The following is a 23,593-nucleotide window of genomic DNA, read 5'->3' as shown; positions in this document are numbered from 1 at the left end:
CGGCACACGCGGTCGCCCGGCCGCGGCCGCACCGCCGCCGACGTGCCGTCCCCGCGTCGCCGCGCCCTCGCACCCGGCCCCCTCGGGAGACGCCGGGGACGCCGGGGACGCCGGGGACGCCGTGCATCACTCGTCCGGGTGCCTGCCGCGCAGTTCCAGAATGGCGCGGCGCCGGGCGAGCCGGTGCGTGCGCCGGATCTGCGCCTCCTGGAACCGCCGACGGTCCCGCTCCGTCTCCGGGACCACCGGGGGGACCGGCCGCGGGTTCCCCTCGGCGTCGACCGCGGCGAACACCAGGTACGCCGATCCGACCTGCTGCGCAGGGGTCGACTCGTTCCAGCGCTCCGCCATGACGCGCACGCCGATCTCCATGGACGTCCGGCCCGTCCAGTTGCACTGCGCGTGCACGTGGACGAGGTCGCCCACGCGGACCGGCAGGAGGAACACCATCTCGTCCATGGAGGCCGTCACCGCGGGCCCGCCCGAGTGGCGGCCTGCGACCGCGCCGGCCGCGTCGTCGACCAGTTTCATGACCACGCCGCCGTGCACGGTTCCCAGCAGGTTCGTCTCGTTCGCCGTCATGATGTGGGACAGCGTGGTGCGGGAGGCCGACGTGGGCTTCCCCGGGAGTGCGACAGGATCGATCATGCGTTCCACTCTATGCCGTGCGAACCGGGCGATGCCGGACACCCGCCCACATCCCGCCTGCCTCAAGAATCACACCCGCCCCACCCGCCCCGCAGCTCCGCACGGTCCGCGCGCCGACGGCGCCCCGGGCCCGCGGACCCCGCACCAGCACCCTGCATCAGCTCTGCTACAGACCCTCCCCGGGTCTGCCGGACCGGCTCCGGGCAGGGCACACTACTGCGCATGAACGGATGGCCCGACGGTTGGACCGAGGAACCGCGCCGACGCACCGGCGACTCCGACCCCACACGCGTGATGGGGCACGTGCAGCGCGGCGGAGGCGCCTACCCCCCGCCGCCGGCCGAGCCGCCGCTGCCGCCGGGGCTGTCCCCGCGCCGCGCCGCCGCCTCCCGCCACCAGGGCCGGAGCGCCGCCGTCCCGCCCCAGCCGCGGTACGACGACGGCTACGGGGGCGGCCGCGGAGGCCGTGACGACCACGGGGGCGCCGGGGGCCACGGCGGTCCCGGGGGCGCCGGGGGCCACGGCGGTCCCGGGGGCGCCGGGTACGCCGCGCAGCGCCCGGACCCCGTCCGCCGCATCAAGCGCGGGCTCGTCGCCGTGCTGGTGTTCCTGCTGGTGGTCACGGGCGGCACCTGGTTCTGGGCCGGCTCCCAACTGCGCCGCGAGGTCGACCTGGAGGCCCTCCCCGACCGCCCGGAGGCGGGCGAGGGGACGAACTACCTGATCGTCGGCTCGGACAGCCGCGAGGGCCTGTCGGACGAGGACCGCAAGAACCTGCACACGGGCCGGGCCGCCGGCAAGCGCACGGACTCGATGATGATCCTGCACGTCGGCGACAACGGGAACACCCTGATGTCCCTGCCCCGCGACTCCTGGGTCACCATCCCCGCCTTCACCGGCTCGGAGAGCGGCAAGCAGTACGGCGCCACCCAGAACAAGCTCAACGCCGCGTTCTCGATGGACGGCGCGGGCCTGCTGGCCCAGACCGTGGAGTTCAACACCGGCCTGCGGATCGACCACTACGTGGAGATAGGCTTCGCCGGCTTCGCCAACATCGTCGACGCGCTCGGTGGCGTCGAGATGTGCCTGGACAAGCCGGTCAAGGACAAGAACTCCGGCGCCGACCTGAAGGCGGGCTGCCAGGAGCTGGACGGCGCCCAGTCGCTGGCCTTCGTCCGCCAGCGCTACCAGGAGGCCGAGGGCGACCTGGGCCGGACCAAGAACCAGCAGAAGTTCCTGTCCGCCCTGGCGAACCAGGCCGCGGGCCCGGGCACGGTGCTCAACCCCTTCACCCTCTACCCGACGCTGAACGCCGGGCTGGAGACGGTGATCGTCGACGAGGAGATGGGCGTCCTCGACCTCGCCTCGATGTTCTGGGCCATGAAGGGCGTCTCCGGGGGCGAGGGGCAGACGCTGAACGTGCCCGTGGCCAACCCCAGCCTGCCGACCCCCAAGGGCTCCGCCGTCCAGTGGGACATGGCGAAGGCCAAGCCGCTCTTCGAGCAGCTGAAGAACGACGAGAAGGTCACCGTCACCAAATGACCCCGGCCGGCCGGCCCCCGGCCGCCACCGGCGAGGCCCCGGCGCTCCGTGCGCCGGGGCCTCGTTCGTTCACCCGTGCGGGTGGCGCGGAGCGGAAAGCGGCACGTCCCGGAGCTCGGCCCGCGAACATCGGCGGCGTACAGGACCGCATGCGATGCTGTTGCCGAGGAACGCGAGGAGGCGGTGATGACGGCCATGAGCGTCACGAAGCGCGAGCACGTGGACGACCACGACGGTCCGTGGACCGTGGAGGACGTCCTGGCCCTGCCCGAGCACCCGGCACGCGCCCGCTACGAACTGGTGGACGGTGTCCTCATGATGTCCCCCGCACCCGGTTGGGCCCATCAGATTGTTTCCTTGAAACTTGCGCGCCGGATCGACGACGCCGTCGCCTCCGCCGGCGTGCCGTTCCTCGTCGCCGAGGCCGCGAACGTCGTCGGCGACTCGCGGCTGTTCATCCCCGACATCGTCGTCGTGGACCGGGGGGCGGTGGGCCGGGACACCGTCAGCGTGCCGCTGGACGCGGTGCTGCTGACGGTGGAGATCGTCTCCCCGTTCAACCGCGCCGCGGACCGGATCCTCAAGCCCGCGCTCTACGCCCAGGCCAAGGTGCCCGCGTACTGGCGGGTGGAGCTGGAGCCCGAGCCGGCCGTGCTGGTGCACGAACTGTCGGGCGACACCTACCGCGAGGCCGTGGTGGTGACGGGGAAGCAGGGCGTTCCGGTCGCCGGGGAGTTCACGGTCGACCTGGACGTGCCCGCCCTCCTCGGCGACCTCGGCGGCGCGTGAGCCGGTACTCCCGGCCCGCTTCCGTCCACGGCCACCGCGGCCGTCGCGGCCGGTGATCGGGCCGGCCCGGGCCCCTCCCGTGGTCAGCGCGGCCGCCGTCGGGCCCGCTTCGCCTCGCGGTCGACGGCCCAGGCGTCGGCGACCGGCCCGAGGTGGCCGAGCTTGTCGGGGTTGCTCACCCCGCGGACGGTCCGGACCCGCCCGCCGAGCACCTCGAGGACCATGACGTGCAGGACCCTGCCGTCCCGGTCGCGGAAGACCGCGCCCGGCCGGCCGTTGACCTCGTGCGGCTCGAACGTCACGCCGATCCGGAACAGCAGGGGCAGGCCGGTGCTCAGCACCCGGGCCACCTTGTCCGCGCCCGTGACGGCCCTGGCCAGTTGCGGGGCCTTGCCGCCGCCGTCCCCGACCAGTTGCACGTCCGCGGCCAGCAGGCTCTGCAGCCCGTCCACGTCGCCGCTCCTCAGCGCCTCGAAGAACCGCGTCGCCAGCTCCCGCTGCTCCTTCCGGTCCGCTTCGAAGCGCGGCCGCCCGGCCTCCATGTGCCGCCGGGCCCGTACCAGCAGCTGCCGGCACGCGGCCTCGGACCGCTCCACCGCCGCGGCGACCTCGTCGAACCCGAAGCCGAACACCTCCCGCAGCAGGAAGACCGCCCGCTCCAGGGGGCTGAGCCGTTCCAGCAGCAGCAGCGCCGCCATCGACACCGAGTCGGCCAGCTCCGCCGACCGGGCCGGGTCCTGGTACGGGTCGCCGAGCAGCGGTTCGGGGAACCACGGGCCCACGTACTTCTCCCGCCGCACCCGCGCGGAGCGCAGCACGTCGATGGAGATCCGCGTCACCACGGCCGACAGGAAGGCCTTGGTCGACACGGGCCGGGCCGACGAGCCGTCGAAGCGCAGCCACGTCTCCTGCACCGCGTCCTCGGCCTCGCTCACACTGCCCAGGATCCGGTAGGCGATCGAGAACAGCAGCGGCCGCAGCTCCTCGAACTCCTCCACCTTGCTCACGCCGGGTCCCCTTTCCCTGACGTCCTTCCGCCCGGCCGTGCCCGCCGGCGCCGGCGGCTTCCTCCGGCCGGCCGCCGGCCCGGTGCCCGCAGGTGGGCCCCGGGCCGACGGCCGGTGCCGTTCAGTGGAACTGCCCCGGCACGTAGTCGCCGGCCGGCTGCCGGGCGACGACGTTCAACCGGTTCGCCATGTTCATGAAGGAAATCATGAGCACCAGGGCGGTGAGCTGCTCCTGGTCGTAGTGCTCGGCGGCGCGCGCCCACACCTCGTCGCCGACCCCGCCGGCCCCGTCCGCGATCCGGGTCGCCTCCTCCGCCAGTTCCAGCGCGGCACGCTCGGCCCCGGTGAAGACCGTGGCCTCCCGCCACGCCGCGACCAGGTTCAGCCGCACCGCGGTCTCGCCCGCGGCGGCGGCGTCCTTGGTGTGCATGTCGATGCAGACGGCGCAGCCGTTGATCTGGCTCACGCGCAGCGCCACCAGTTCCTGCACGGCGGTCGGCAGCGGCGACTCCTCGATCGTCCTGCCCGCCGCCATGATGTGCTTGAGGGCCTTGCCGGCGGTCGGGTCGGCGAAGTAGTCCAGTCGCGCGTCCATGGTGTGCTCCTCCGTGTCGGTCGGTGACTGCACCCCTTGGGACGGAACGGCCCGGCGCCCTGTGACACGGACGGGTGTGACCTGCGTCTCCCCAGCGCGGGCGGCGGGCCGTGCCCGCGGCGGCCCCCTCACGACGACAGCCCCCGGCACCGTGCCGGGGGCTGTGGCGGGCGGAGGACCGAAGGGCCTTCCGAAGGGCCTGCCGAGGGGCCGCGAAGGCGCCTGCGACCTGCGAGGATCCTGTTACGGCAGGTTCCTCGCCATGACGATCCGCTGGATCTGGTTGGTGCCCTCGTAGATCTGGGTGATCTTCGCGTCGCGCATCATGCGCTCGACCGGGTAGTCGCGGGTGTAGCCGTAGCCGCCGAGGAGCTGGACGGCGTCGGTGGTGACCTCCATGGCGACGTCGGAGGCGTAGCACTTGGCCGCGGCGCCGAAGAAGGTGAGGTCGGAGTCGGTGCGCTCGGACTTCGCGGCGGCCGCGTAGGTGAGCTGGCGGGCGGCCTCGATCTTCATCGCCATGTCGGCGAGCATGAACTGGACGCCCTGGAACTCGGCGATGGCCTTGCCGAACTGCTTGCGCTCCTGGACATAGCCCTTGGCGTAGTCCAGGGCGCCCTGGGCGATGCCGAGGGCCTGGGCGGCGATGGTGACGCGGGTGTGGTCCAGGGTCTTCATCGCGGTGGCGAAGCCGGTGCCCTCGGCGCCGATCATGCGGTCCGCGGGGATGCGGACGTTGTCGAAGTAGACCTCGCGGGTCGGGGAGCCCTTGATGCCGAGCTTCTTCTCCGGGGCGCCGAAGGAGACGCCCTCGTCGCCCTTCTCGACGACGAAGGCGCTGATGCCCTTGGAGCGCTTCTCCGGGTCGGTGACGGCCATGACCGTGTAGTACTCGGAGACGCCGGCGTTGGTGATCCAGCGCTTGACGCCGTTGAGGACGTAAAAGTCGCCGTCGCGCACGGCGCGGGTCTTCATGCCCGCCGCGTCGGATCCGGCCTCGGGCTCGGACAGGCAGTACGAGAACATGGCGTCGCCCTTGGCGAGCGGCGCCATGTACTTGGCCTTGAGCTCCTCGGAGCCGGAGAGGATGACCGGCAGCGAGCCGAGCTTGTTGACCGCCGGGATGAGGGAGGAGGAGGCGCAGACGCGGGCCACCTCCTCGATGACGATCACGGTGGCCAGCGCGTCGGCGCCGGCGCCGCCGTAGGTCTCGGGGACGTGGACGGCGTGCAGGTCGTTGGCGACCAGTGCGTCCAGCGCCTCCTGGGGGAAGCGGCCCTCCTCGTCCACCTCGGTGGCGAACGGCGCGATCTTCGCCTCTGCGAGCGCGCGCACCGACTCACGGAGCATCTCGTGCTCCTCGGAGGTCCGGAAGAGGTCGAAATCGGTGGAACCCGCCAAGGTGTCCTCACTCCCACGTACGTTAACTACCGTTAAGTATGTTGAATGGTAGGCCGCCTGTCCGCAGGGCGGACACCTTCCGCCGGTATGAGATCGGACTCACCCCCCTGCGCGCCGGGGGCGGCGGACCGGCCGCCGGCCGTACCGGCCCCCTCCGCCGGGGGCTCCCACGAACACCATCCCCCCGGCGGGCCCCCCGCGCACCCGCGGGCACTGCCGCACCCGGGGCCGCCTCGCCCCGGCTTCCGCGCGGACGGGCCCGACTATGCTGCCTGCACGCCCCATTGCAGCCGCGGGAACAGGAAGAGGACGGACCAGCGCATGAGTCTGAAGGTCACGGTGATCGGTACCGGTTACCTCGGTGCCACGCACGCCGCCGCCATGGCCGAACTCGGCTTCGAGGTGCTGGGACTGGACGTCGACTCCGCCAAGATAGAGATGCTGTCGGCGGGCCGGGTGCCGATGTACGAACCGGGCCTGGAGGAACTGCTCTCCCGTCACGTGGCCGGTGTGCCCGGCTCCACGGGCCGGCTCCGCTTCACCACCTCCTGGGAGGAGGTGGCCGACTTCGGCGACGTCCACTTCGTCTGCGTCAACACTCCGCAGAAGCACGGCGAGTACGCGTGCGACATGTCCTTCGTGGACGGCGCCTTCGAGTCCCTGGCGCCGCACCTGAAGCGGCCGGCGCTGGTGGTCGGCAAGTCGACCGTGCCGGTGGGCAGCGCCGCCCGGCTGGCGGCCCGGCTGGCCGAGCTGGCCCCGGCCGGGGCCGGGGTCGAGCTGGCGTGGAACCCGGAGTTCCTGCGCGAGGGGTTCGCCGTCGAGGACACCCTGCACCCGGACCGCATCGTCGTGGGGGTGGCGAGCGAGGGGGCCGAGAAGCTCCTGCGCGAGGTGTACGCGACACCGATCGAGGAGGGCTCGCCGTTCGTCGTCGCCGACTACGCGACCGCCGAACTGGTGAAGAACGCGGCCAACTCCTTCCTTTCCACGAAGATCTCCTTCATCAACGCCATGGCCGAGGTCTGCGAGGCGGCCGGCGGCGACGTGGTCAAGCTCGCCGAGGCGATCGGCCACGACGAGCGGATCGGCAGCAAGTTCCTGCGCGCCGGCATCGGCTTCGGCGGCGGCTGCCTGCCCAAGGACATCCGGGCGTTCATGGCGCGGGCCGGCGAGCTGGGCGCCGACCAGGCGCTGACCTTCCTGCGGGAGGTCGACTCGATCAACATGCGGCGCCGCACCCACATGGTGGAGCTGGCCCGCACCGCGGTCGGCGGCAGCTTCCTGGGGCAGCGGGTGGCGGTGCTCGGCGCCGCGTTCAAGCCGGACTCCGACGACGTGCGGGACTCCCCCGCGCTCAACGTGGCCGGGCAGATCCACCTGCAGGGCGGCCAGGTCACCGTCTACGACCCCAGGGGCATGGACAACGCCCGCAGGCTCTTCCCGACCCTCGGCTACGCGCCGAGCGCGCTGGAGGCGGTGCGCGGCGCCCACGTGGTGCTGCACCTGACGGAGTGGCGCGAGTTCCGCCAGCTGGACCCGGTCGAGCTGGGCGAGGTGGCCGCGGCGAAGGTCGTCCTCGACGGCCGCAACGCCCTCGACCCGCAGCTGTGGCGGGCGGCGGGCTGGACGTTCCGCGCCATGGGCCGCCCCAACGCCTGATCCGGACGCCCGGCGCACCCGGCCCCGGAGCCCGGCCCGTTCATCGGGCGGGGCTCCGGGGCCGGGTGCGCCAAGTGTGTCAGGCCGTGCCGTCGGGCCCGTCGAGCCGGTCGATGGTGGCGACGGAGGGGCCGCGGCGCCGCTGCGCGTCGCGGGCGGCGTCCTCGGCGTCGCGCAGGACGCGCACCGCGTTGCCCCAGGTCAGCTTCGCCAGGTCGGTCCCGGACCAGCCGCGGCCGAGGAGTTCGGCGATCAGGTTGGGGTAGCCGGAGACGTCCTCCAGGCCCTTCGGGGTGAAGGCCGTGCCGTCGTAGTCGCCGCCGATGCCGATGTGGTCGACACCGGCCGCCTCGCGCATGTGGTCGAGGTGGTCGGCGACGGTGGCCACCGTGGCGACGGGCCGCGGGTGGGCGGCCTCGTAGGCCCGCTGGACGGCCATCGCCTCCGGGGTGGTGTCCAGGCGGTGGAAGCCGTGGGCCTCCATGTTGGCGTCGGCCCGCGCGGTCCACTCGACGGCCTCGGGGAGGACGAACTTCGGCACGAAGGTCGCCATCGCCACGCCGCCGTTGGCGGGCAGCCGCTCCAGCACGTCGTCGGGGACGTTGCGCGGGTGGTCGCAGACGGCGCGCGCCGAGGAGTGCGAGAAGAGCACCGGGGCCTCGGTGACCCGCAGCGCGTCCCGCATGGTGCCGGCCGAGACGTGCGAGAGGTCGACCAGCATGCCGAGGCGGTTCATCTCCCGGACGACCTCCTCGCCGAAGCGGGTCAGGCCGCCGTGGCGCGCCTCGTCGGTCGCGGAGTCCGCCCACTCGATCGTGTCGTTGTGGGTGAGCGTCATGTAGCGCACGCCGAGCGCGTACAGGGCGCGCAGGACGGCGAGGGAGCAGGCGATGGAGTGCCCGCCCTCGGCGCCCATGAGGGAGGCGATGCGGCCCTCGGCGCGGGCCGCCTCCATGTCGTCGGCGGTCAGGGCGAGCCGCAGGTCGCCGGGGTGGCGGTCGACGAGGCGGAGCACGACGTCGATCTGCTCCAGGACGGCGCTGACCGCGCGGTCGCCCGCGTAGTCGCTGCGCACGTAGACCGACCAGAACTGGGCGCCGACGCCGCCGGCCCGCAGCCGGGCCAGGTCGGTGTGCAGGCGGTGGCTCTGGTCGGCCGCGATGTCGCAGGCGTCCAGGTCGTAGCGGACCTGTTCGCGCAGCGCCCAGGGCAGGTCGTTGTGGCCGTCCGCGACGGGGTGGGCGGCCAGCAGCGTGCGGGCGCGTTCCAGCAGGGCGGCCCGTGCACCGGCCCCCGCGGGACCGGCCGGGCCCGCGGGGCCCGCGGCGGTCACTTGCCGAACCCGAAGCCGGCGTTGCCCGAGACCTTGTTGCGCAGGCGCCTGCCCTTCTCGGTGGCCTGCTCGTTGAGCTCCTCCTGGAAGTGCTTCATCCTCTCCAGCAGCTCGTCGTCGTGGGCGGCGAGCATGCGCACCGCCAGCAGGCCCGCGTTGCGGGCGCCGGCCACCGAGACGGTGGCGACCGGCACACCGGCCGGCATCTGCACGATGGACAGCAGCGAGTCCATGCCGTCGAGGTACTTCAGCGGCACGGGCACGCCGATGACCGGCAGCGGGGTGACCGAGGCGAGCATGCCGGGCAGGTGGGCGGCGCCGCCCGCGCCGGCGACGATCGCCTTCAGGCCGCGGCCGGCGGCCTGCTCCCCGTAGGCGACCATCTCGCGCGGCATGCGGTGCGCCGAGACGACGTCGACCTCGTAGGGCACCTCGAACTCGTCGAGTGCCCGTGCGGCGGCCTCCATGACCGGCCAGTCGGAGTCCGAACCCATCACGATGCCGACCAGCGGCTGACCGGTGTTCACTCGGTGATCGTCCCTCGCAGGTAGTCGGCGGCGTGGCGGGCGCGCTCGCGCACCTCGTCCAGGTCGTCGCCGTAGGTGTTGACGTGACCGACCTTGCGGCCGGGCTTGACGTCCTTGCCGTACATGTGGATCTTCAGGCCGGGGTCGCGCGCCATGCAGTGCAGGTACGCGGGGTACATGTCGGGGTAGTCGCCGCCCAGGACGTTGGCCATGACCGTCCAGCGGCTGCGCGGGCGCGGGTCGCCCAGCGGCAGGTCGAGGACGGCCCGCAGGTGGTTGGCGAACTGGGAGGTGACCGCGCCGTCCATGGTCCAGTGGCCGGAGTTGTGCGGCCGCATGGCCAGCTCGTTGACGAGGACGCGGCCGTCCCGGGTCTCGAACAGCTCGACGGCGAGGTGACCGACGACGCCGAGCTCCTCGGCCACGGTCAGCGCGATGCGCTGGGCCTCGCCGGACAGCTCCTCGGACAGGCCCGGGGCGGGGGCGACCACCTCGTTGCACACCCCGTCGACCTGGACCGACTCCACGACCGGGTAGGCGACGGCCTGCCCGTGCGGGGAGCGGACGACGTTGGCGGCCAGCTCGCGGACGAAGTCGACCTTCTCCTCGGCGAGGACCGGCACGCCGGCCCGGAACGGCTCGGCCGCCCCGGCCTCGTCGCGGACGACCCACACGCCCTTGCCGTCGTAGCCGCCGCGCACGGTCTTGAGGACGACCGGCCAGCCGTCGCCCTCGGCCGCGAAGCGGGCGACGTCGGCGGGACCGGCGACGATCCGGTTCCTGGGACAGGGCACGCCGATCGCGGCGAGCCGATCGCGCATCACGCCCTTGTCCTGGGCGTGCACCAGGGCGTCGGGGCCGGGGCGGACGGGGATTCCGTCGGCCTCCAGCGCCTTGAGGTGCTCGGTGGGGACGTGCTCGTGGTCGAAGGTGATCACGTCGCACCCGCGGGCGAAGTCGCGCAGCGTCTCGAGGTCGCGGTAATCGCCGACGACGACGTCCGCGACCACCTGCGCCGCCGAGTCCTGGGGTGTGTCGCTGAGCAGCTTGAACCTGATGCCGAGCGGGATGCCTGCTTCGTGGGTCATGCGGGCGAGCTGACCGCCGCCGACCATGCCGACTACCGGGAATGTCACGCTCCCAGGGTATCGGCCCCGGTCGGCGGCCCGGCCCGGGCGGGTGGGGGCGGGCGGGAGGCGGGTGCGGGCGGGCGGGGGAACGTCCGCACCGGGTTCATGGCGTGCACCCTCGCGGGTAGGGGTCCCGCACTAGCATGAACCGGACGACCACCGACGGACGGGGCCCGCGAACACCATGAGCGCACTGCAAGCCCTGCGGAACCGCGTCGGACGGCTCTTCCGCGAGATCGCCAAGTTCGGCACGGTCGGGGCGTTCGGCGTTCTGGTGAACATCGTCGTCTTCAACGTCTGCCTGAAGACGTTCGGGCTGGCCACCGTGCGGTCCGGGGTGATCGCCACCGCGGTGGCGATCGGGACGAACTACCTGGGCAACCGCTACTGGACGTACCGGCACACCGACAAGACGCGCCGCACCCGCGAGATCACCCTGTTCCTGCTGTTCAGCGGCGTCGGGCTGGTGATCGAGAACGGCATCCTGGCCCTGTCCCACTACGGTCTCGGCCTGACCTCGACGCTGGCGGACAACGTGGCCAAGAACGTCGTCGGACTGGGCGTGGGGACGCTCTTCCGCTTCTGGTCCTACCGGACCTGGGTGTTCCGGGCGCTCCCCTCCCCCGGCCCCGGCCCCGCGGGGGCAGCCCGCGGACAGCGGTGGGAGGGGCCGGAGGAGCAGCGGAGGGTGCGCCGCCGCGCGGCGTGACCACGCCGCGAGCCGTCACTCCCGGACCGCTTCGCGTCCGAGGCCCCTCCTGTCACTCCCGGACCGCTTCGCGTCCGAGGCCCCTCCTGTCACTCCCGGACCGCTTCGCGTCCGAGGAAGAGCGCGAACACGGGGGGCTTGAGCCGGAGGAGTTCGAGGCGGCCGCCGTCGGCCTCGGCGAGGTCGCGGGCGACGGCCAGGCCCAGGCCGGTGGAGTTGCGGCCGCTGACCGTGCGCTCGAAGACCCGGCTGCCCAGTTCCGCCGGTACGCCCTGGCCCTCGTCCGTGATCTCGACGACGGCCTGGTTCCCGGTCACCCGGGTGTGCAGGACGACGGCGCCCGCGCCGTGCATGAGGGCGTTCTCGATGAGGGTGGCCAGGACCTGGGCGACCGCGCCGGGGGTGCCGACCGCCCTCAGGTCCTTCACCCCCGTGCACACGATGGCCCGGCCGGCGCTGCGGTAGGCCGGGCGCCACTCCTCCACCTGCTGGCGGACGACCTCGTCGAGGCCGAAGGCGACGGCGGAGCCGGTCCGCGGGTCCCGGGAGTTGGTCAGCAGCCGCTGCACCACGTCGGTCAGCCGCTCGACCTGGGTGAGGGCGATGGCCGCCTCCTCCTTGACCGTGTCCTGGTCGTCGGTGGCGATGATCTCCTCGAGCCGCATCGACAGGGCGGTCAGCGGAGTGCGCAGCTGGTGGGAGGCGTCGGCGGCGAGGCGGCGTTCGGCGGTGAGCATGCGGGCGATCCGCTCGGCGCTGGCGTCCAGGACGTCGGCCACCCGGTCCAGCTCGGGGACGCCGTAGCGGCGGTGCCGGGGGCGGGGGTCGCCGGAGCCGAGGCGCTCGGCGGTCTCGGCGAGGTCGGTGAGCGGGCTGACGAGCCGGCGCGCCTGGCCGAGGGCCAGGAACACGGCGGCGGCGACGGCCAGCAGCGACACCATGAGGATGACCAGCAGGGTCCGGACGATCTCGTCGGTGACCGCGGCCCGGGGCTGCTGGACGGTGACGGTCTCGCCGCGCGCCCCCTCCACCCTCGCCTCGATGACGTCGCCGGAGGGCTGGGGGCCGATGAGGACGGGCGGCCGGCCGGGGATGTCGATGCGGGCGCGGCGGCCGGGCGGGAGCTGTTCGGCGAGCGTGCCGGAGTCCACGGCCTCGCCGGCGGCCAGGCGGTTCTCGACGACCCCCGTCAGGCGGACCGCCTCGGCCCCGACGCTCTCGCGGGCCCCCTCGGTGATGGTCCTGGCCTCGACCAGGGCCAGGGACAGTCCGAAGACCGAGATGACCACGAGGACCACGGCGAGCGTGGAGCTGATCAGGCGGCGGCGCACGGTGCGGGTCGTCTCAGTTCTTCTCGAAACGGAAGCCGACGCCGCGCACGGTGGAGATGTAGCGGGGGTTCGCCGCGTCGTCGCCGAGCTTCTTGCGCAGCCAGGAGATGTGCATGTCGAGGGTCTTGGTGGAGGACCACCAGGTGGTGTCCCACACCTCGCGCATGAGCTGGTCGCGGGTGACGACCCGGCCGGCGTCGCGGACCAGGACCCGCAGGAGGTCGAACTCCTTGGCCGTCAGCTGGAGTTCCTCCTCGCCCATCCAGGCCCGGTGGGACTCGACGTCGATGCGCACGCCGTGCGTGGTGACGCTCTGCTGCTCGGCGGCGGGGCCGCGGCGCAGGAGGGCCCGGACGCGGGCGAGCAGTTCGGCGAGGCGGAAGGGCTTGGTGACGTAGTCGTCGGCCCCCGCGTCCAGGCCGACGACGGTGTCCACCTCGTCGGCGCGGGCGGTGAGGACCAGCACGGGGAAGCCCTGGCCGGCGCTCCGCAGGCGGCGGGCCACCTCCAGTCCGTCCATGCCCGGCAGGCCCAGGTCGAGCACCAGCAGGTCCACTCCGCCCGCGAGGGCCGTTTCCAGTGCGGTGGGGCCGTCCTCGCGCACCTCGACCTCGTAGCCCTCGCGGCGCAGGGCCCGGGCGAGCGGTTCCGAGATGGAGGAATCGTCCTCTGCGAGCAGTACTCGGGTCATGGGGCGATGGTAGTCCGCCGGGGACCGGGTGTAGGGGGTCGGTCACAACACCCGGCGGGGCGGGGTGATTTCCGTCACTCCTCGTCCCGGTTTCGCCGGAAAGCGGAGGTGGCAGAGTAGGTGTTGAATCCATGTAAAGTGTTCGAACGCCCATGAGCACACCAACAGGGACTTCGGCCTCACCGCCGGACAAAAGCTCTGTTCAGGTGCGGGCCGGTGTCCTTCCGGCCCAGTCAGTCGTCGACCCACGGGCCGGACCCGCCGTGCGGGTGTGGATCCCGGTGCGCGGCGGGCCCGGCGCGCCACGCGCCTTCCGATCCCGGGCACGGGGAGGGTCTGCCCCGCGCCGGTGCCGGCTCCGCCGTCCGGGCGTGCGTCCCCACGCGCACGTCGCGCACCAACGAGGAAACCCACCATGGCTTCCAGCCTGACGAGGGACGCCCAGCCACAGGAGACCCCTGGCGGCGGCAAGACCTTCTTCGGCCACCCACGCGGTCTGGCCACCCTGTTCATGACCGAGATGTGGGAGCGCTTCAGCTGGTACGGGATGCGCGGCATCCTCGTGTTGTACCTGACCGCCGCCGTCACCGACGGCGGCATCGGCATGGCCGAGAGCACCGCGGTGGCCCTCTACGGCATCTACAACGCGCTCGTCTACATGCTCGCCATGCCCGGCGGGTGGATCGCCGACCGGTTGTGGGGTGCGCGCAGGGCGGTGCTGGTCGGCGGCGTCGTGATCGCCGCGGGCCACTACATCCTGGCGATCCCCGCCGAGTGGACGTTCTACGTCGGCCTGCTCGTCATCGCCCTCGGCACCGGCCTGCTCAAGCCGAACATCTCCACGATGGTCGGCGGGCTCTACCGGGGCAGCGACGGGGCCCGCCGCGACGCGGGCTTCACCATCTTCTACATGGCGATCAACCTCGGCGCCCTCGTCGCCCCGCTGGTCGTCGGCACCCTGGGCGAGAAGGTGAACTGGCACCTGGGCTTCGGCGTCGCCGGTGTCGGCATGACGCTGGCCGTGGTCCAGTACGCGCTCGGCGGCAGGCACCTTGGCGACGTGGGCCGGGTGCCCCCGACCCCGGCCTCGCCCGAGGAGCGCGGCAGGATGCTGCGCAAGGCCGGCCTGTGGCTGGGCGTGGCGGCCGCCGCGATCGCCGTCGACGTGGCGCTGGGCACCTTCACCCTCGAGCACGTCGTCAACGTGATGCCGGTGCTTGGCATCGCGATCCCGGTCGTGTACTTCGCCGTGATGTTCCGCAGCCCGGGCCTGGGCGACGAGGACCGCTCGAAGGTGCGCGCCTTCATGTGGTTCTTCGTCACGTCGGTGCTGTTCTGGATGATCTACGACCAGTCCGGTTCGCTGCTGAACATCTTCGCGGCCGACAAGACCGAGCGCACGGTCGGCGGCTGGGAGTTCCCGGCCAGCTGGCTGCAGTCCGTCAACCCGGTCTACATCGTGGTCCTGGCCCCGCTGTTCGCCTCGCTGTGGGTGGCCCTGGCCCGGCGTGGCCGCGAGCCGGGGACGGTGACCAAGTTCGCCCTGGCGATGCTGCTCATCGGCGGGTCGTTCGGGCTGATGGGCCTGGCGGGCGCGGCCGCCGCGAGCAGCGACACCGGGAAGGTCACGGTCTTCTGGCTGCTGGGCGTGTACCTGGTTCAGACGCTCGGTGAGCTGTGCCTGTCCCCGGTGGGCCTGTCGCTGTCCACCAAGCTGGCGCCGGCCCGGTTCGCGAGCCAGATCATGGGCCTGTGGTTCATGGCCACCGCCACCGGCAACGCGCTCAACGGCTGGGCGACCAAGCTGAACGAGCCGATGGGCGACGCCGCCTACTACACCCTGTGGGGCGTGCTCGCGGTGCTCGGCGGGGGCGCCTTCATGGTCGGCTCCAGGAAGGTGCGCGCCCTCATGGGCGACGTGAAGTGAGGTGACGTGCGCCCGGGGGCCCGCCACGGACGGCGGGCCCCCGGGCGCACGGCGCGCACGCAGGGCGTCGGAGCGGTGACGCTCCGACGCCCTGCGTGTTCCGGTACGGCGGTGACGCCCCGTCGGCACGGCGGGCGGGAACCCGCCGGAACGCCGCCGGACGCCCGTAAAAGAACCGCCCTACGGGGCGGTCAGTTCTGCCCAGACGGTCTTGCCGCGGCCGTCGGGATTGGGGGCCACGCCCCAGTCGCGGCACAGCCTCTGCACGATGAACATGCCGTGGCCCCCCGGACGGCCCGCCTGGTGCGGGCTGCGCGGGGCCGGGGTGCCGGCGCCGTTGTCGGAGATCTCCATGCGCAGCGAGGAGTCCCCGCAACGCAGCCTCAACTCCTGTGGTCCACCGGCGTGCAGGCACGCGTTGGTGACGAGCTCCGAGACGACGAGCAGGACGTCCTCGGCCGCGGCCCGGTGCTCCGGGGTCGCGGCGGGCATCCAGCCCCAGTCGTGCAGGGCCTGCCTCGTGAAGTCACGGGCCAGCGGAACGATCCCGCTGGCCCCGGCGAGCAGCAGCCTGCGCACCTGGCCGGCCGGGGCGACGGCCGCGTCGCCCGCGCCGGGGCCGCGGTCGTCCGGCACGAAGGGCCGGGTGGTGCTCATCAGCGCTTCACCTCACCGATCTCCGACGGTTTCGAGGGGTCTCCTGCCCTGCGGGACGAGAGGAACACCACCTCTCTTCCGCACGTGCAGTGCGAGGGATCCGCCCTACTTGCCGGACAGGGCCTCGTCGACTGTGTCATGGATGGAGAAGACTGCTTCGGCGCCGGTGATCTCGAAGACCCGGGCCACCGCCGGCTGCATGCCGGCGAGGTGGACGGCGCCGCCCGCGGACTCGTACTTCAGCCGGGCGCCGAGCAGGACGTTCAGGCCGGTCGAGTCGCAGAAGTCCAGCCTCGAGCAGTCGACGACGAGCTTGGTGCAGCCCGCCTCGACGCAGTCCTCCAGCGGTGCCCGCAGCAGGTCGGCCGTGTGGTGGTCGAGCTCGCCGGCCGGCGTGACCACGGCAGCCTCCGCCTGCCGCCGCACCGCGACGTGCAGCCGGTCGCGACCGGTCGTACCGGCGATCCCGTGTTCCATGCGCCCTCCTGGTCCGGTGCCACTGCGCGCTCGAACGATACGCCCTGTGCACCCCCGACCGGTAGTCAACCCCCCTTACCGTCTTTTTCCCGGCCCTGCTTCTCGATCTTTCCCCGTTTCGTTTCCGTCCCCGGGGCCGCCGGAACCGCACTGTTCGAACTTGCGGGGCGGAGTACGGAAGGGGTAGGGGTTGAACAACGCACAAACCCGAATGCCGGCCAGGAGGCGCCGCAAAAAACATCAGGTACGCAGGCAACGGCAGCCTTATTGCCGGAACCGAGGGAGGAGAACATGGCACCCCAGCTCGACGAAACGCGCCGTACAGAACAGGCGGTGTCGTCGACGGACCCCGCCACCCAGCACACACCGGATCTCGAAGGGCTGGACCTCCCCGAGATCCCCCCGTACGACGAGGTGGGGCCGCTGGACGCGAGGGCGCTGTCGAAGACGCTCTTCCGGCGTCTGGAGACGCTCGAGGAAGGGACGCACGAGTACTCGTACGTGCGCAACACCCTGGTCGAGCTCAACCTCGCACTGGTGAAGTTCGCCGCTTCCCGTTTCCGTTCCCGCAGCGAGCCGATGGAGGACATCGTCCAGGTCGGCACCATCGGGCTGATCAAGGCGATCGACCGGTTCGAGATGGACCGGGGCGTGGAGTTCCCCACGTTCGCGATGCCCACCATCGTGGGCGAGATCAAGCGCTTCTTCCGCGACACCAGCTGGTCGGTCCGCGTGCCGCGCCGGCTGCAGGAGCTGCGGCTGGACCTGGCCAAGGCCGGTGACGAGCTGGCGCAGCAGCTGGACCGCTCCCCGACCGTGGCCGAGCTGGCCGAGCGCCTGGGCATCGGGCAGGACGAGGTCGTCGAGGGCATGGCCGCCAGCAACGCCTACACGGCCAGCTCGCTGGACGCCCAGCCCGAGGAGGACGACTCCGAGGGCGCGCTGGCCGACCGCATCGGCTACGAGGACCACGGGCTGGAGGGCATCGAGTACATCGAGTCCCTCAAGCCGCTCATCGCCGAGCTGGGGCCGCGCGACCGGCAGATCCTGTCGCTGCGGTTCGTCGGCAACATGACCCAGTCGGAGATCGGCGAGGAGCTGGGCATCTCCCAGATGCACGTCTCCCGCCTGCTCTCCCGCACCCTCGCCAAGCTGCGCAAGGGGCTGCTGGTCGAGGAGTGACCTCCCCGCCCCGCCTCAGCGCACACCGTGCCGCACCGCCCGGCCCCCGGACCCTGATCCGGGGGCCGGGCTCTTTTCCGCCCGCCGGGCGGGTCAGACGGGGCGGCCGGCCCTCCACACCCCGTGGACGAGCGGCACGCCCGGCCGGTAGGCGAGGTGCACGTGCGAGGGGGCGTCCAGGAGCACCAGGTCGGCGCGGGCGCCGGGGGTGATCCGTCCGACGTCGGTGCGGCGCAGGGCCGCGGCGCCGCCCGCGGTGGCCGACCACAGCGCCTCGTCCGGGGTCATGCGCATCTCCCGCACCGCGAGGGCGATGCAGAAGGCCATGGAGCTGGTGTAGGACGAGCCCGGGTTGCAGTCGGTGGACAGCGCGACGGTGGCGCCGGCGTCGAGGAGGCGCCGGGCGTCGGGGTAGGGCGAGCGGGTGGAGAACTCGGCGCCGGGCAGCAGCGTGGCGACCGTGCGGCCGTTCGCCAGGGCGTCGACGTCCGCGTCGGTGAGGTGGGTGCAGTGGTCGGCGGAGGCGGCCTCCAGCTCGACCGCGAGCTGCACGCCGGGCCCGTGGTGCAGCTGGTTGGCGTGCACGCGCGGAACCAGGCCGCGGGCGGCGCCGGCGGTCAGCACCGCGCGGGCCTGGTCCCCGTCGAACGCCCCGCGCTCGCAGAAGACGTCCACCCAGCGGGCGTGGGGGGCGCAGGCGTCCAGCATGGGCCCGGTGACCAGGTCGACGTAGCCGGCCGGGTCGTCCTCGTACTCGGGCGGGACGACGTGCGCGCCGAGGTAGGTGACCTCGTCGGTGTGGGCGGCGGCGACGCGCAGTGAGCGGGCCTCGTCCTCGACGGTCAGGCCGTAGCCGGACTTGGTCTCCAGGACGGTGGTGCCCTGGCGCAGGGCCTCGGCGGTGTGGCGGGCGACGGTGGCGTGCAGCTGCTCGTCGCCGGCGGCCCGGGTGGCGGCGACGGTGGTGCGGATGCCGCCGGCCGCGTAGGGGCGGCCGGACATGCGGGCCCTGAACTCCTCGGTGCGGTCGCCGGCGAAGACCAGGTGCGAGTGGGAGTCGACGAACCCGGGGACGGCGGCGCGGCCGCCGGCGTCGTGGACGGCGTCGGCGGCGGGCGCGTCGGCGGCCCGCCCCACCCAGGCGACCCGGTCGCCGTCGAGGACGACGGCGGCGTCCGCGAGCAGGCCGAGCGGGCCCTCGCCGAGGGCGGGGTCGTTGGTGGCCAGGCTGCCGATGTTGGTGACGAGGGTGGCCGGGGCGGCGCTGTGCGGGGCGGTGGGAGCGGGGACGGAAGCGGCGGGCACGGGGTCCTCGGTTCTGCCGGGGCGGTCGGGAGCGGTCGGGAGCGGTCGAGGGCTGTCGGGGGCGGCCGGGGCGGTCCGGGAGGTACTGGACGGTCGGGGCTGCCGGACGCGCCGGACGCGCCGGGTGCGGGGGCCGGGCGGCCCCCGCGCCCGGCGGAGGGGCGGGTCAGTCCGGGCGGACTGCGGCGATCGCCCGGGCGAGGGCGGCGGGGACGTCGGGGACCAGCAGGTGGACGCCGTCGCGGACGACGGCGCGGCCGCCGACCGTCACGTGCCGCACGTCGGCGGCGGTGGCGGCGAAGACGGCCGTCTGGGCGCCGAGTCGCGGCGGCGGGCCGGCGGTGCGGACGGTGTCCAGGGCGACCGTGGTCAGGTCGGCCGGGGCGCCGGGCGCGATCCGTCCGGCGTCGGGGCGGCCGAGGGCGGCGTGGCCGTCCTCGGTGGCGGCGCGCAGCAGGCGGGCCGCCGTCCAGTGGCCCCGGGTGCGGGTGCGCAGCCGCTCGTCCATCTCCATCGCCCGCGCCTCCTCGAAGGGGTCGACGACGGCGTGGCTGTCACTGCCCAGGCTCAGCGGGCAGCCCGCGGCCGAGAGGCGGGGTGCCGGGCCGATGCCGTCGGCGAGGTCGCGCTCGGTGGTGGGGCACATGCACACCCCGGTGCCGGAGGCGCCGAGCAGCCGGACGTCGTCGTCGGTCAGGTGGGTGGCGTGCACGGCGGTGGTGCGCGGGCCCAGCGCGCCGCGGTCGGCGAGCAGGCGGGTGGGGGTGACCCCGTGGGCGGCCAGGCAGGCGTCGTTCTCGGCGGTCTGCTCGGACAGGTGCACGTGCAGCGGGGCGTCCCGGTCGGCGGCCCAGTCCGCGACCACGGTCAGCTGCCCGGCCGGGACGGCGCGCACGGAGTGGATCGCCGCGCCGGTGCGGGCGTGCTCCGGCCCCCCGGCTGCGGCCGGTCCCGGCGGGCCCGCGTCCGCCATCGCGCTCACCCGTTCGGCCCAGGCGTCGGCGGTTCCGTCGCTGAAGCGCCGCTGGGGCCCCGCGGGCGGGGCGCCGAAGCCGGAGGAGAGGTAGGCGGTGTCCAGGAGGGTGATGCGGATCCCGGCCTCGGCAGCGGCTGCGACCAGCGCCCGGCCCATGGCGTTGGGGTCGTCGTAGGGGGTTCCGCCGGGGTTGTGGTGAAGGTAGTGGAACTCGCCCACACAGGTGATGCCGGCCAGTGCCATCTCGGCGTAGGCGGCCCTGGCGAGCTCGAAGTAGGTGTCGGGGGTGAGGGCGTCGGCGACCTCGTACATCACCTCGCGCCAGGTCCAGAAGCTGCCGCGGCCGGCCTGGGTGGTGCCGCGCAGGGCGCGGTGGAAGGCGTGGCTGTGGGCGTTGGCCAGGCCCGGCAGGGTCAGGCCGCGCAGCGCCTCCGCTCCGGGGGGCGGTGCGGGCACGCCGGTGCGGACGGCGGTGATCCGGCCGCCGCCGGTCTCCACCAGCACGCCGTCCTCGACCGCCTCGCCCAGCCAGGCGTGCTCCAGCCACAGCAGGCCCGCCGGGGTGCTCCCGGAGGGGGCCCGGGAGGGTTCCCCGGGCCCCGGGGGCGGGTCGGTCAGCGGCATGCCAGGCCCTCCAGTACGTCGGCGAGCGCGCCCACCCCGGCGAGGCAGTCGTCCTCGGCTGCGGTCTCGGCCGGGGAGTGGGAGACCCCGGTGGGGTTGCGCACGAACAGCATGGCGGTGGGGACCGCCGCGGACAGGATGCCGGCGTCGTGGCCGGCGCCGGTGGGCAGGACGGGGACGGACCGGGGCCGCTCCGGGTCGAGCAGCTCGGCGATCCGGTCGCGCAGGTCGTGGCGGAACTCCACGACCGGGGTGAAGGACTCGCGGGTGACGTCCACCCGCACGCCCTCGCGCGCGGCGTGCTCGGCGGCGGCGCGCCCGACGCCCTCCACCAGGGCGGCCAGGGTTTCCTCGTCGGCGGCGCGGCCGTCGAGCCAGCCGCGTACCAGGGAGGGGATGGCGTTGACGCCGTTGGGTTCGACGGCGACCTTGCCGAAGGTGGCCAGTCCCCCGGTGGTGCCGGTCAGGGCGCGGGCGGCCAGGACGGTCGCGGCGTAGGTCGTCATCGGGTCGCGGCGGTCGGCGGGCCGGGTGGTGCCGGCGTGGTTGGCCTCGCCGTGGAAGTCGAACCGCCAGCGGCCGTGCGGCCAGATCGCCGAGGCGATGCCGACGGGCGCGTCCAGCAGGTCCAGGGCGCGGCCCTGTTCGACGTGCAGTTCGACGAACGCGCCGATGCGGGCGAGCCGTTCGGGGTCGGGGCCGACGGCGTCCGGGTCGTGGCCCGCGCGTTCCGCCGCCCGGGCCCAGCCGGTGCCGTCGGCGTCGCGCAGGGCGTGCGCCTGCTCGCGGGTCAGCGCCCCGGCCGTCAGGCGGGAGCCGACGCAGGCGAGTCCGAAGCGGGCGCCCTCCTCGTCGCCGAAGTTGGCGACGGCCAGGGGGCGGTGCGGGCGGGCGCCGCGGGCCCGCAGCTCGTCGAGGGCCGCGAAGGAGGAGACGACGCCGAGGGGGCCGTCGAAGGCGCCGCCGTCGGGCACGGAGTCCAGGTGGGAGCCGGTGACGACCGCGTCGCCCGCCTCCGGGTCGCCGAGCCAGGCCCACTGGTTGCCGTTGCGGTCGGTCTCGTACGCCAGGCCGCGGGCGCGGGCCTGTTCGGCGAACCAGGCCCGGCACTCGGCGTCGGCCTGCGTCCAGGCGTGGCGGCGGTAGCCGCCGGAGGGGGCGTGCCGGCCGACCGGCAGCAGGTCCCGCCACATGGCGAGGAAGCTGTCCGCGCCGCACGTGCCGCCCCCGGGGGCCGCGGCGGCCCCGGCGGCGGCGCCCGCGGCGGCCCCGGGGGCCTGCGAGGAGGCCGGGGTGCGGGGGGCGGCGGTCACGCGTCCTCCCCCTCGGGGCGGTGCTGCCCCTCCGAGGGGTGCTGCCCCTCCGGGTGGCCCTGCCGCATGGGGACGGTGACGCCGCGTTCGGCGGCGACCTGCTCGGCCCGCTCGTAGCCGGCGTCGACGTGGCGGATCACGCCCATGCCCGGGTCGTTGGTGAGCACCCGGCGGATCTTCTCCCCGGCCAGCGCGGTGCCGTCGGCGACGGTGACCTGGCCGGCGTGCAGGGAGCGTCCCATGCCGACGCCGCCGCCGTGGTGGATCGACACCCAGGAGGCCCCGGAGGCGACGTTGACCATGGCGTTGAGCAGCGGCCAGTCCGCGATGGCGTCGGAGCCGTCGAGCATGGCCTCGGTCTCGCGGTAGGGGGAGGCGACGGAGCCGCAGTCGAGGTGGTCGCGGCCGATGACGACCGGGGCGGCCAGTTCACCGCTCGCGACCATGTCGTTGAACCGCTCGCCGGCGCGGTCGCGCTCGCCGTAGCCGAGCCAGCAGATGCGGGCGGGCAGGCCCTGGAAGCGGACCTTCTCGCCGGCGAGGCGGATCCAGCGGGCCAGGGACTCGTTCTCGGGGAACAGGTCGAGCACGGCGCGGTCGGTCTTGGCGATGTCGGCCGGGTCGCCGGAGAGCGCGGCCCACCGGAAGGGGCCCTTGCCCTCGCAGAACAGCGGGCGGATGTAGGCGGGGACGAACCCGGGGAAGTCGAAGGCGCGCCCGTACCCGGCGAGCTTCGCCTCGCCGCGGATGGAGTTGCCGTAGTCGAAGACCTCGGCGCCGGCGTCCTGGAAGCCGACCATGGCCTCGACGTGACGGGCCATGGACTCGCGGGCCCGCTCGGTGAACTCGGCCGGCTTCTCGGCCGCGTAGGCGGCCATGTCGGCGAAGTCGACGCCCAGGGGCAGGTAGCTGAGCGGGTCGTGGGCCGAGGTCTGGTCGGTGACGACGTCGATCGGCGCGCCGGAGGCGAGCAGACGCGGCACCAGGTCGGCGGCGTTGCCCTCCACGCCGATCGACAGGGGGCGGCGGGCGTCGCGGGCCTCGACGGCCAGCTTCAGGGCGTGGTCGAGGGAGTGGGCCTTCACGTCGAGGTAGGCGTGCTCGATGCGGCGGTCGATGCGGCTGGGGTCGCAGTCGATGCAGATCGCGACGCCGCCGTTCATGGTGACGGCCAGCGGCTGGGCGCCGCCCATGCCGCCGAGCCCGGCGGTGAGGGTGATCGTGCCGGCGAGCGAGCCGCCGAACCTCTTGGCGGCGACGGCGGCGAAGGTCTCGTAGGTGCCCTGCAGGATGCCCTGGGTGCCGATGTAGATCCACGAGCCGGCCGTCATCTGGCCGTACATGGTCAGGCCGAGGGCCTCCAGGCGGCGGAACTCCTCCCAGGTGGCCCAGTCGCCGACGAGGTTGGAGTTGGCGATGAGCACGCGCGGCGCCCATTCGTGAGTGGTCATCACCCCGACGGGGCGGCCGGACTGGACGAGCATCGTCTCGTCCGCCCTCAGGCCGCGCAGGGTGCGCACCATCGCGTCGAAGGAGGGCCAGTCCCGCGCCGCCTTCCCCGTGCCGCCGTAGACGACGAGCTTGTCGGGGTGCTCGGCCACCTCGGGGTCGAGGTTGTTCTGCAGCATCCGCAGGGCGGCTTCCTGGGGCCACCCCTGGGCGCTCGGCACGGGGCCCCGGGGGGCGCGGACGGTACGCGGTCCTGGCATCGCAGGCTGCCTCTCGCTCGACCGGATGGAAGTATCCATTCACATACTCCCTTTGTGA

At 73.6% G+C, this 23,593-nt stretch carries 21 protein-coding genes; 6 read left to right on the top strand and 15 right to left on the bottom strand.

The window, feature by feature from the left end; translation table 11 throughout:
* Positions 1 to 126: 126 nt before the first annotated feature.
* Complete coding sequence (locus GQS52_RS16845; RefSeq protein ID WP_182314215.1) at positions 127 to 648, bottom strand: acyl-CoA thioesterase; 522 nt, start codon at positions 646 to 648, stop codon at positions 127 to 129.
* 222 nt (positions 649 to 870) lie between these two features.
* On the opposite strand from GQS52_RS16845, the gene GQS52_RS16840 reads away from it, so the two are divergent.
* Together GQS52_RS16840 and GQS52_RS16835 are read left to right on the top strand one after the other, a co-directional pair.
* Positions 871 to 2,190 carry an LCP family protein gene (locus GQS52_RS16840; protein ID WP_182314214.1) on the top strand — a complete coding sequence of 440 codons (1,320 nt, stop codon included), beginning with the start codon at positions 871 to 873 and terminating at the stop codon, positions 2,188 to 2,190.
* 186 nt (positions 2,191 to 2,376) lie between these two features.
* Entirely contained in the window at positions 2,377 to 2,979 is a 603-nt protein-coding gene (locus GQS52_RS16835; RefSeq protein WP_182314213.1) for a Uma2 family endonuclease, read from the top strand.
* A gap of 83 nt (positions 2,980 to 3,062) precedes the next feature.
* On the opposite strand, the gene GQS52_RS16830 is transcribed toward GQS52_RS16835, so the two are convergent.
* From GQS52_RS16830 to GQS52_RS16820, 3 genes are all read right to left on the bottom strand, one after another.
* A complete protein-coding gene (locus tag GQS52_RS16830; protein WP_182314212.1) occupies positions 3,063 to 3,986 on the bottom strand; it encodes an RNA polymerase sigma-70 factor in 924 nt (307 codons plus the stop codon).
* Between the two features lie 121 nt (positions 3,987 to 4,107).
* Positions 4,108 to 4,581 (bottom strand): carboxymuconolactone decarboxylase family protein, encoded by a 474-nt coding sequence (locus GQS52_RS16825; protein ID WP_182314211.1) that lies wholly within the window; start codon positions 4,579 to 4,581, stop codon positions 4,108 to 4,110.
* A 243-nt stretch (positions 4,582 to 4,824) separates the two neighbouring features.
* Positions 4,825 to 5,982 (bottom strand): acyl-CoA dehydrogenase family protein, encoded by a 1,158-nt coding sequence (locus GQS52_RS16820; RefSeq protein ID WP_182314210.1) that lies wholly within the window; start codon positions 5,980 to 5,982, stop codon positions 4,825 to 4,827.
* Positions 5,983 to 6,303: 321 nt separating this feature from the next.
* Between GQS52_RS16820 and GQS52_RS16815 the strand changes: the two genes are divergently transcribed.
* Positions 6,304 to 7,644, top strand: a complete 1,341-nt coding sequence (locus GQS52_RS16815; RefSeq protein ID WP_182314209.1) for a UDP-glucose/GDP-mannose dehydrogenase family protein — start codon at positions 6,304 to 6,306, stop codon at positions 7,642 to 7,644.
* 79 nt (positions 7,645 to 7,723) lie between these two features.
* Here GQS52_RS16815 and GQS52_RS16810 read toward each other — a convergent pair whose 3' ends face one another.
* Genes GQS52_RS16810 through GQS52_RS16800 form a run of 3 tightly spaced genes read right to left on the bottom strand, consistent with a single transcriptional unit; the run spans position 7,724 to position 10,640 of the window.
* Positions 7,724 to 8,917, bottom strand: a complete 1,194-nt coding sequence (locus tag GQS52_RS16810; RefSeq protein WP_259371136.1) for a dipeptidase — start codon at positions 8,915 to 8,917, stop codon at positions 7,724 to 7,726.
* Between the two features lie 56 nt (positions 8,918 to 8,973).
* Positions 8,974 to 9,471 (bottom strand): 5-(carboxyamino)imidazole ribonucleotide mutase, encoded by a 498-nt coding sequence (gene purE / locus GQS52_RS16805; RefSeq protein WP_182316514.1) that lies wholly within the window; start codon positions 9,469 to 9,471, stop codon positions 8,974 to 8,976.
* A gap of 29 nt (positions 9,472 to 9,500) precedes the next feature.
* Complete coding sequence (locus tag GQS52_RS16800; protein WP_275946478.1) at positions 9,501 to 10,640, bottom strand: 5-(carboxyamino)imidazole ribonucleotide synthase; 1,140 nt, start codon at positions 10,638 to 10,640, stop codon at positions 9,501 to 9,503.
* 178 nt (positions 10,641 to 10,818) lie between these two features.
* Here GQS52_RS16800 and GQS52_RS16795 point away from each other — a divergent pair, with 178 nt between their 5' ends.
* Positions 10,819 to 11,343: a GtrA family protein gene (locus GQS52_RS16795; RefSeq protein ID WP_182314207.1), complete on the top strand. Its 525-nt coding sequence runs from the start codon at positions 10,819 to 10,821 to the stop codon at positions 11,341 to 11,343.
* Positions 11,344 to 11,432: 89 nt separating this feature from the next.
* Here GQS52_RS16795 and GQS52_RS16790 read toward each other — a convergent pair whose 3' ends face one another.
* Positions 11,433 to 12,674: a HAMP domain-containing histidine kinase gene (locus GQS52_RS16790; RefSeq protein WP_182314206.1), complete on the bottom strand. Its 1,242-nt coding sequence runs from the start codon at positions 12,672 to 12,674 to the stop codon at positions 11,433 to 11,435.
* A 13-nt stretch (positions 12,675 to 12,687) separates the two neighbouring features.
* Positions 12,688 to 13,365 (bottom strand): response regulator transcription factor, encoded by a 678-nt coding sequence (locus GQS52_RS16785; RefSeq protein ID WP_182314205.1) that lies wholly within the window; start codon positions 13,363 to 13,365, stop codon positions 12,688 to 12,690.
* Positions 13,366 to 13,780: 415 nt separating this feature from the next.
* Between GQS52_RS16785 and GQS52_RS16780 the strand changes: the two genes are divergently transcribed.
* On the top strand, positions 13,781 to 15,292 hold the full coding sequence (locus GQS52_RS16780; protein ID WP_182314204.1) for a peptide MFS transporter: 1,512 nt from the start codon (positions 13,781 to 13,783) through the stop codon (positions 15,290 to 15,292).
* 180 nt (positions 15,293 to 15,472) lie between these two features.
* Here GQS52_RS16780 and GQS52_RS16775 read toward each other — a convergent pair whose 3' ends face one another.
* Together GQS52_RS16775 and GQS52_RS16770 are read right to left on the bottom strand one after the other, a co-directional pair.
* Positions 15,473 to 15,949 carry an ATP-binding protein gene (locus tag GQS52_RS16775; RefSeq protein WP_182314203.1) on the bottom strand — a complete coding sequence of 159 codons (477 nt, stop codon included), beginning with the start codon at positions 15,947 to 15,949 and terminating at the stop codon, positions 15,473 to 15,475.
* A 105-nt stretch (positions 15,950 to 16,054) separates the two neighbouring features.
* Positions 16,055 to 16,426, bottom strand: a complete 372-nt coding sequence (locus GQS52_RS16770; RefSeq protein ID WP_182314202.1) for an STAS domain-containing protein — start codon at positions 16,424 to 16,426, stop codon at positions 16,055 to 16,057.
* 291 nt (positions 16,427 to 16,717) lie between these two features.
* Here GQS52_RS16770 and GQS52_RS16765 point away from each other — a divergent pair, with 291 nt between their 5' ends.
* Positions 16,718 to 17,608, top strand: a complete 891-nt coding sequence (locus GQS52_RS16765; protein ID WP_182314201.1) for an RNA polymerase sigma factor SigF — start codon at positions 16,718 to 16,720, stop codon at positions 17,606 to 17,608.
* A 93-nt stretch (positions 17,609 to 17,701) separates the two neighbouring features.
* On the opposite strand, the gene hutI is transcribed toward GQS52_RS16765, so the two are convergent.
* From hutI to hutU, 4 genes are all read right to left on the bottom strand, one after another.
* Entirely contained in the window at positions 17,702 to 18,913 is a 1,212-nt protein-coding gene (gene hutI / locus GQS52_RS16760) for an imidazolonepropionase (protein ID WP_182314200.1), read from the bottom strand.
* 166 nt (positions 18,914 to 19,079) lie between these two features.
* Positions 19,080 to 20,513 (bottom strand): formimidoylglutamate deiminase, encoded by a 1,434-nt coding sequence (locus GQS52_RS16755; RefSeq protein ID WP_182314199.1) that lies wholly within the window; start codon positions 20,511 to 20,513, stop codon positions 19,080 to 19,082.
* Entirely contained in the window at positions 20,504 to 21,826 is a 1,323-nt protein-coding gene (locus GQS52_RS16750; protein WP_259370824.1) for an allantoate amidohydrolase, read from the bottom strand. The genes GQS52_RS16755 and GQS52_RS16750 overlap by 10 nt, the downstream gene beginning before the upstream one ends.
* Positions 21,823 to 23,535 (bottom strand): urocanate hydratase, encoded by a 1,713-nt coding sequence (gene hutU / locus GQS52_RS16745; protein WP_182314198.1) that lies wholly within the window; start codon positions 23,533 to 23,535, stop codon positions 21,823 to 21,825. Before hutU ends, GQS52_RS16750 begins: the two co-directional genes overlap by 4 nt.
* Positions 23,536 to 23,593: the final 58 nt, after the last annotated feature.

Source organism: Streptomyces sp. SCUT-3 (genome assembly GCF_014083985.1).
Lineage (GTDB): Bacteria > Actinomycetota > Actinomycetes > Streptomycetales > Streptomycetaceae > Streptomyces_H > Streptomyces_H thermolineatus.
This window is presented reverse-complemented; position numbering and strand designations above follow the sequence as displayed.